Origin of the sequence: Bacillus marinisedimentorum, from assembly GCF_001644195.2 — a bacterium.
In the GTDB taxonomy this organism is placed as follows: domain Bacteria; phylum Bacillota; class Bacilli; order Bacillales; family Bacillaceae_O; genus Bacillus_BL; species Bacillus_BL marinisedimentorum.
In genome coordinates, this window is the sequence record NZ_LWBL02000046.1 from 21,195 (window position 1) to 27,194 (window position 6,000).

8 protein-coding genes are annotated in these 6,000 nt (G+C 45.4%); 6 read left to right on the forward strand and 2 right to left on the reverse strand.

Annotated elements, in window-relative coordinates; genetic code table 11:
* Positions 1-153 precede the first annotated feature (153 nt).
* On the forward strand, positions 154-1,623 hold the full coding sequence (locus tag A4U59_RS14175; protein ID WP_066174150.1) for a GAF domain-containing sensor histidine kinase: 1,470 nt from the start codon (positions 154-156) through the stop codon (positions 1,621-1,623).
* Complete coding sequence (locus tag A4U59_RS14180; RefSeq protein ID WP_066174152.1) at positions 1,616-2,281, forward strand: response regulator; 666 nt, start codon at positions 1,616-1,618, stop codon at positions 2,279-2,281. The genes A4U59_RS14175 and A4U59_RS14180 overlap by 8 nt, the downstream gene beginning before the upstream one ends.
* Before the next feature lie 172 nt (positions 2,282-2,453).
* On the opposite strand, the gene A4U59_RS14185 is transcribed toward A4U59_RS14180, so the two are convergent.
* On the reverse strand, positions 2,454-2,705 hold the full coding sequence (locus A4U59_RS14185; protein ID WP_066174154.1) for a YhdB family protein: 252 nt from the start codon (positions 2,703-2,705) through the stop codon (positions 2,454-2,456).
* Positions 2,706-2,840: 135 nt separating this feature from the next.
* Between A4U59_RS14185 and A4U59_RS14190 the strand changes: the two genes are divergently transcribed.
* Together A4U59_RS14190 and A4U59_RS21100 are read left to right on the forward strand one after the other, a co-directional pair.
* Positions 2,841-3,059 carry a DUF5370 family protein gene (locus A4U59_RS14190; protein ID WP_066174156.1) on the forward strand — a complete coding sequence of 73 codons (219 nt, stop codon included), beginning with the start codon at positions 2,841-2,843 and terminating at the stop codon, positions 3,057-3,059.
* Between the two features lie 119 nt (positions 3,060-3,178).
* Positions 3,179-3,340 (forward strand): imidazoleglycerol-phosphate dehydratase, encoded by a 162-nt coding sequence (locus A4U59_RS21100; protein ID WP_106406345.1) that lies wholly within the window; start codon positions 3,179-3,181, stop codon positions 3,338-3,340.
* A 139-nt stretch (positions 3,341-3,479) separates the two neighbouring features.
* On the opposite strand, the gene A4U59_RS14195 is transcribed toward A4U59_RS21100, so the two are convergent.
* The gene (locus A4U59_RS14195) at positions 3,480-3,788 is read right to left on the reverse strand and encodes a hypothetical protein (RefSeq protein WP_066174159.1); all 309 of its coding nucleotides are present in this window, start codon (positions 3,786-3,788) and stop codon (positions 3,480-3,482) included.
* Positions 3,789-4,052: 264 nt separating this feature from the next.
* On the opposite strand from A4U59_RS14195, the gene A4U59_RS14200 reads away from it, so the two are divergent.
* Entirely contained in the window at positions 4,053-4,334 is a 282-nt protein-coding gene (locus A4U59_RS14200) for a hypothetical protein (protein WP_157888193.1), read from the forward strand.
* Positions 4,335-4,470: 136 nt separating this feature from the next.
* The gene (locus A4U59_RS14205) at positions 4,471-5,883 is read left to right on the forward strand and encodes a SpoVR family protein (RefSeq protein WP_066174165.1); all 1,413 of its coding nucleotides are present in this window, start codon (positions 4,471-4,473) and stop codon (positions 5,881-5,883) included.
* Positions 5,884-6,000: the final 117 nt, after the last annotated feature.

Here is a 6,000-nt window from a genome sequence, read left to right on the forward strand (position 1 = left end):
CTTATAGAGAGGGTCAGCTGGAGAAAGAATAATCTGCTTTTTTTCGAAGGATTCTTCATACTAAAGTCTTAAATGACATTCATGCCGCTGTCTGAGCAAACGGTGGATCGTTTTCGGTATCATGATATAGAGAGTTACAAGGGGAGAGGGAGTATGGAAGTGAAAAAGCGGCTTGAGGAACTTGAGACGTTAAAAGCGATAGCTGAAACGCTGAACAGGGGTGAAAACTTAGAGGAGATGCTGCGGACGGCTCTGAAAGAGCTTCTTCATGTCACAGGGCTTTCGACGGGCTGGATTTTTTTAATTGAGGAAGACGGTTCTTTTCAGCTTGCCGCTGATGAATCGCTTCCTCAGGCCCTTGAGAATAACCGCAGCGAGCTCATGTGCAAAGGCACTTGCTGGTGCTTGAGTAAATACAATGACGGCCGCCTGAACGAAGCAGTCAATATTATCGAATGCAAGCGGATAGAAGACGCAATTGCCGGGCGAATCGGCGATACAGCAGGAATAACCCATCATGCGACTGTCCCGATCAAAGCCGGTGAGGAAAAATTCGGCCTCTTGAATGTTGCAGCTCCGCATAAAACGCATTTTACCACGGAGGAACTGGCCTTGCTTGAGGCAGTTTCGCTCCAGATCGGCACAGCGGTAAATAGGATGAAACTGTTCCATCAGCAGCAAATACGGGCCGAGCTTTTTTGGAAACTCGGCGAAATCAGTTCGTTTTTGAATTCCGGGCGGGCGGAAGAAAATCTTCTGGAGAACACACTCCGCCGTATCCTGGACATTTTTGAATGGACGGCAGCAGCCATCACATGTAATGGAGACAGGGCAATATCAGGAGATACTGCAGGCCTTCCAGTGTACAGGGTGGAAATCAAAACAGGCAAAACCAAAGGTGAGCTGGCTGTGTATCAAAGTTCGCTGGATCGTCATGAAAAAGAAGTCATCGAACAGATTGCCCGCCATGTCGGGATTACGCTTGAGAATTTGCGAATTGAGAAAAAACAGCGGGAAGTGTCGGTGCTGCAGGAGAGAAATAGGCTGGCCCGCGACTTACATGATTCAGTGAACCAGCTGTTGTTTTCCGTAACATTGACGCTAAGGGGCGCCTGCGAAATGACGGAAGACGAGGAACTTAAAGATACCCTTGACTATGTCCAGCAGCTGTCGACTGAGGCTCAAAAGGAAATGAGAGCACTTATCTGGCAGCTCCGGCCGATGGGTCTCGAAAAAGGGCTGACGGCAGCGCTCTCCCAGTATGCTGACTTGCTTGGGATTGAACTTTCGCTTGAAATCAATGGTGTCGCTGCGCTGTCACATGAGCTGGAAGAAGCGATTTGGCGGATCGGACAGGAAGCATTGAATAACATCAAAAAGCACGCCGGAACACCAAAAGCATCCGTAAGCATAACCCGCGAAAATCATACGGTTGTACTGGAAGTAGAAGACAGCGGAAGGGGATTTCAAATGGCTGAAACTCCTCATGATTCTGTAGGGATTAAAAGCATGAAAGAACGTGCCGCCCTTGTAAGCGGACGCCTTGCGATCGAAAGTGAACCAGGTTCAGGAACAAAAGTGACGGCGGTGTTTCAAGAAGAGGGAGGAGCTGGGGATGATTAAAGTTTTGATTGCTGATGATCATCATGTTGTAAGGCGAGGGCTTGGTTTTTTTCTGAAAACACAGAAAGATATCGAAGTAATCGGCGAGGCGGTTGATGGCAGGGAAGCGGTCGATAAAGCGCTTGAACTTAAGCCTGATATTGTGCTGATGGATTTATCGATGCCTGTAATGGATGGTGCTCAAGCTGCCGGAGAAATTAAGGAGAAAAATGCCGGCATCAAAATCCTGATTTTAAGCAGTTATTCAGATCAGGACCATGTCATTCCGGCTATAAAAGCGGGAGCATCGGGCTATCAGCTGAAAGATGTACAGCCGGATGAACTGGCGGCTGCAATCAGGGCGGTTGTCAACGGTGAAAGTCACCTGCATCCAAAAGTGACAGCACATGTCATGTCCCATTTGTCCTCTGGGGGCAGCCGGGAAAGGAAACGGCATGAAGACCTTACCCGCCGGGAAAGGGAAGTGTTATGCGAAATTGCAGGCGGAAAAAGCAATAAGGAAATTGCTTCAAACCTGATAATTACCGAAAAAACGGTGAAAACGCATGTCTCCAATATATTATCAAAGCTTGAAGTTGCTGACAGGACTCAGGCTGCACTCTATGCGGTTAAAAATGGGCTTGTATGTGAGAAGGAAATATCAAATGATAAAGAATAGTTGTAAACAAGTTATCCGGAGAAAATAAAATTTATGTGAATGCGGATAAAAATATGTATGAATGACAAATGAATACAAAAAATAAGAAGGAGGAAAAGCCCTCCTTCTTTTTTAACGTCAGAGACATGAAACCGGGTCAGGGTTCAATTTTTTTCCTTTCGTCGTAACGTTGCTATGTCAAAGATGTTTCGAAAGATGGTTCATACGTGTCTGTCGTCAATAAGGCATTATTGACGTACTGGTAAAGGGACCGGTGCTTCTGTTCTATGACGTCAAGATCGCCTTCGAATGTATAGGCGTGAAGGAAATGCTCAATCCGTTTCGACAGCATGTCATCCTTCGTCCTGACCATGAGAACAAGAAGATCGTCCCATAACGAACAGGTAATAAAAAACAGCGCTTTGTCATAGTCGGCTGTATTCAAATGTCGCATCCCCTTTCTGTAAGGGAGTACTTTTATTGTATGGAATCAACGTTTTTTTAAGCCTGGAAACAGCGTGTAAATGTTGGTTTTATCAAAAGAAGTTGTAAGGTATAACAGCAGTCGGGAGGTATTGCAGTGGGAGCGATCGAACGTAATGGATTCCGGTTTGAAGTCGAATACAGCGTCATGCAGCAGCGGGGAGCCGTACATGTCACAAATACAACAGACGGCAGCTTTGTAAGAGAAATTTCATTTTCCATGTACATGCAGCAATCTCCGACAGGGGACCAAATTGACGGACTGATCGATGGATTCCTCGAAGAAGTTGACGAAAATGGCCTTTATAACACGTAAGAAAAAGGATGAAAACTGTGCATGGTTACAAATTTAGAGGAAAAGACTAAAAAACATGAACGAAGAGTGCCTGGCAATTGCGAGGCAATTGCCAGGCACTCCAATAAGGAGGGAGCATGATGACAAACAGGAATGGAGCATATGGGAGCGGTAATCAGAATGCACCGGAGCGGCACGGTAAGGCTGGTGCTGGTATGAGCGGGGACAATAATAAGGGTACGGAGTATAATTCGAAGCGCGGCAGCAAATCGAGTTTGAAGAATCCGCAGAATCACGATTGACTTTTTGGTTCTTTAACCAATCGTGGAATAGCGGCTGACAACAAGATAAATAAAAAGGAGCACCGATCGCAAATGATCGGTGCTTTTCAATGATGCTTGTGTGAATGCCTTAGAGGGACATTCAAGATGCCGGGAGGCCTTAGATGCTCTGGAGGCCGCCTCTTACCATGTTGACGGCTTCACGGCTTGAATCAGTGTTGGCGACCTGATCGATCATTTCTTCCACCTGGCCATTGTTGTTTCTGTTAAGACGCTCGGTCACTTCTCTGCCAAGGTCCAGACCGTTGGTTCGTCTCATGCCGTACATGGCAGAGCCGACCCCGGCGCCTACAGCGAGCATCGAAAACAGCATATTCCGATTTCGATTCCGCTTCCTGCGGCGGCCGGTCACCATACCTAACAGATCCATCGTATTTTTTCTGAATCGATTTCTGCCTCGAAAGTTCAATTGTACCCCTCCGTTCAGCCTTTTTGTACGGAAATTCCGCACAAAATTAGTTTGTGACAACAAGTCTCAGTCATTCATTAAAGAAATGACAAGATGTGGGTGGCCTTCCTGATTATTATCCAAAAATGCTTTCATGCAAATGGGCCAATCAGGACATATTAACAACTGACAAACCAAAACAAATGGAGGTAAAACAACATGAAAAAATGGTTTATGTCTTTAGCCGCTTTTGCTTTGTCGTTTGGTGTGCTTGGAGCATGTAACATGGCTGGCGATAATGATGCCAATGATGATACAGAAAACATGCGTTATGAAAACGTCCGCTACAATAATGGCGATGGCAACGGTGTTCTGGACAATGATAACATGATTAATGACCAGCTCGGTGACCGTGATAACGACGGTATTATCGATTATGACAATCAGGAACCTGACCTTGGTGAAGAGCCGAATGAAGACAGGAATCCTGGTCAGATGGGTGATGATAATCGTCTCCGCAACATTAATGATTATCGAGACGGAAACATGGGTGTCGATAACGACTAACAAAAAAACGGTGCTTTTCCGGCACCGTTTTTTCTTTTGGCAGCGGGTGAAGTTGCCCGGTACAGGAGTCCGGCTTTCATCATTTCACCATCTCGTACATAAACATTTAGAAAGGGATTTAAAGGGGAGATGTGAAATGATGATTGAGGAACATAAAGCACTGAGCCGGGCGATAGAGGAAATCACTGAAATCGCGACCGGCTTCGGTCTTGACTTTTATCCGATGAGGTACGAAATATGCCCTGCTGAAATTATCTATACATTCGGTGCATATGGGATGCCGACCCGATTTTCCCACTGGAGTTTCGGAAAACAATTTCATAAAATGAAGCTCCAATATGACCTCGGCTTAAGTAAAATATATGAACTGGTCATCAATTCCGATCCTTGCTACGCGTTTTTACTTGACACGAACAGCCTGATTCAAAATAAGTTGATTGTGGCGCACGTTCTTGCCCACAGTGATTTTTTCAAAAACAACATACGCTTTTCCAATACAAAGCGGGACATGGTTGAAAGTATGGCGGCAACTGCTGACCGTATTAAACATTACGAGCATGAGCACGGAAAGGAAGAAGTGGAACTGTTCCTGGACGCGGTCATGGCAATCCAGGAACATATCGATCCATCGCTTGTCCGCCCGAGACTCGGTTGGAAGCTGGAAGAGGAATCCCCAGAACGGGATATGAAAAAGAAAACTGACTATGATGATTTATGGAAATTGGATAACAAACCGAAAGAAGCTCCGAAAACGCGTAAAAAAGTGAAAAAATTCCCGCCGCGCCCTGAAAAAGATCTGCTGTTATTCATTGAACAATATAGCAGGGAATTGGAGGACTGGCAGCGTGACATCCTAACAATGATGAGGGAAGAAATGCTTTATTTCTGGCCGCAGCTCGAAACGAAAATCATGAATGAGGGCTGGGCTTCCTACTGGCATGCACGCATTCTCAGGGAGATGGACCTGACGTCCGGGGAGTCTGTTGAATTTGCCAAGCTGAATGCAGGAGTCGTGCAGCCTTCCAAAACCCAGATCAACCCTTATTACCTTGGTATAAAAATGTTTGAAGATATTGAAGAGCGCTACAATAACCCGACGGAAGATATGAAAAAGAATGGCGTAAAACCGGGATCTGGACGCGATAAAATTTTTGAAGTGCGAGAAATTGAATCAGATATATCATTCATCAGGAACTATTTAACGAAAGACCTGGTGCTCCGTGAAGATATGTACTTGTTCCAGAAGCAGGGGAAGGATTATAAAGTCATCGATAAAGAATGGAAGGAAGTACGCGATCAACTGATTAACATGAGGGTAAACGGCGGCTTTCCTTTCATCACGGTCAATGACGGCGATTACTTGAAAAATGGTGAATTGTATTTGAAACACGGGTATGAAGAAATCGAACTGGACTTGAAGTATCTTGAAAAGGTGCTTCCGTATATCCATCAGCTATGGGGCCGGCCGGTCCATCTCGAAACGGTGATCGAAAACAAAGATGTGCTCTTTTCGTATAACGGCCGTGCTATGCACCGTAAATATTTATAAGCTTCCGAAACGAATCAAAAGGCTGCCGCATTTGAATGGCGGGGGCCTTTTTTGCAGTTAAGGAAATTATAAGTTTTAAGCGTCGTGGATAAAAAGCCAGAAGGGAATTGTCCAGCT

What these genes read in the sequence shown, in the direction of transcription:
- A4U59_RS14175 (WP_066174150.1), top strand. Translation starts at nt 154, where the DNA reads ATGGAAGTGAAAAAGCGGCTTGAGGAACTTGAGACGTTAAAAGCGATA.
- A4U59_RS14205 (WP_066174165.1), top strand. Translation starts at nt 4,471, where the DNA reads ATGATGATTGAGGAACATAAAGCACTGAGCCGGGCGATAGAGGAAATC.
- A4U59_RS21100 (WP_106406345.1), top strand. Translation starts at nt 3,179, where the DNA reads ATGACAAACAGGAATGGAGCATATGGGAGCGGTAATCAGAATGCACCG.
- A4U59_RS14200 (WP_157888193.1), top strand. Translation starts at nt 4,053, where the DNA reads ATGGCTGGCGATAATGATGCCAATGATGATACAGAAAACATGCGTTAT.
- A4U59_RS14180 (WP_066174152.1), top strand. Translation starts at nt 1,616, where the DNA reads ATGATTAAAGTTTTGATTGCTGATGATCATCATGTTGTAAGGCGAGGG.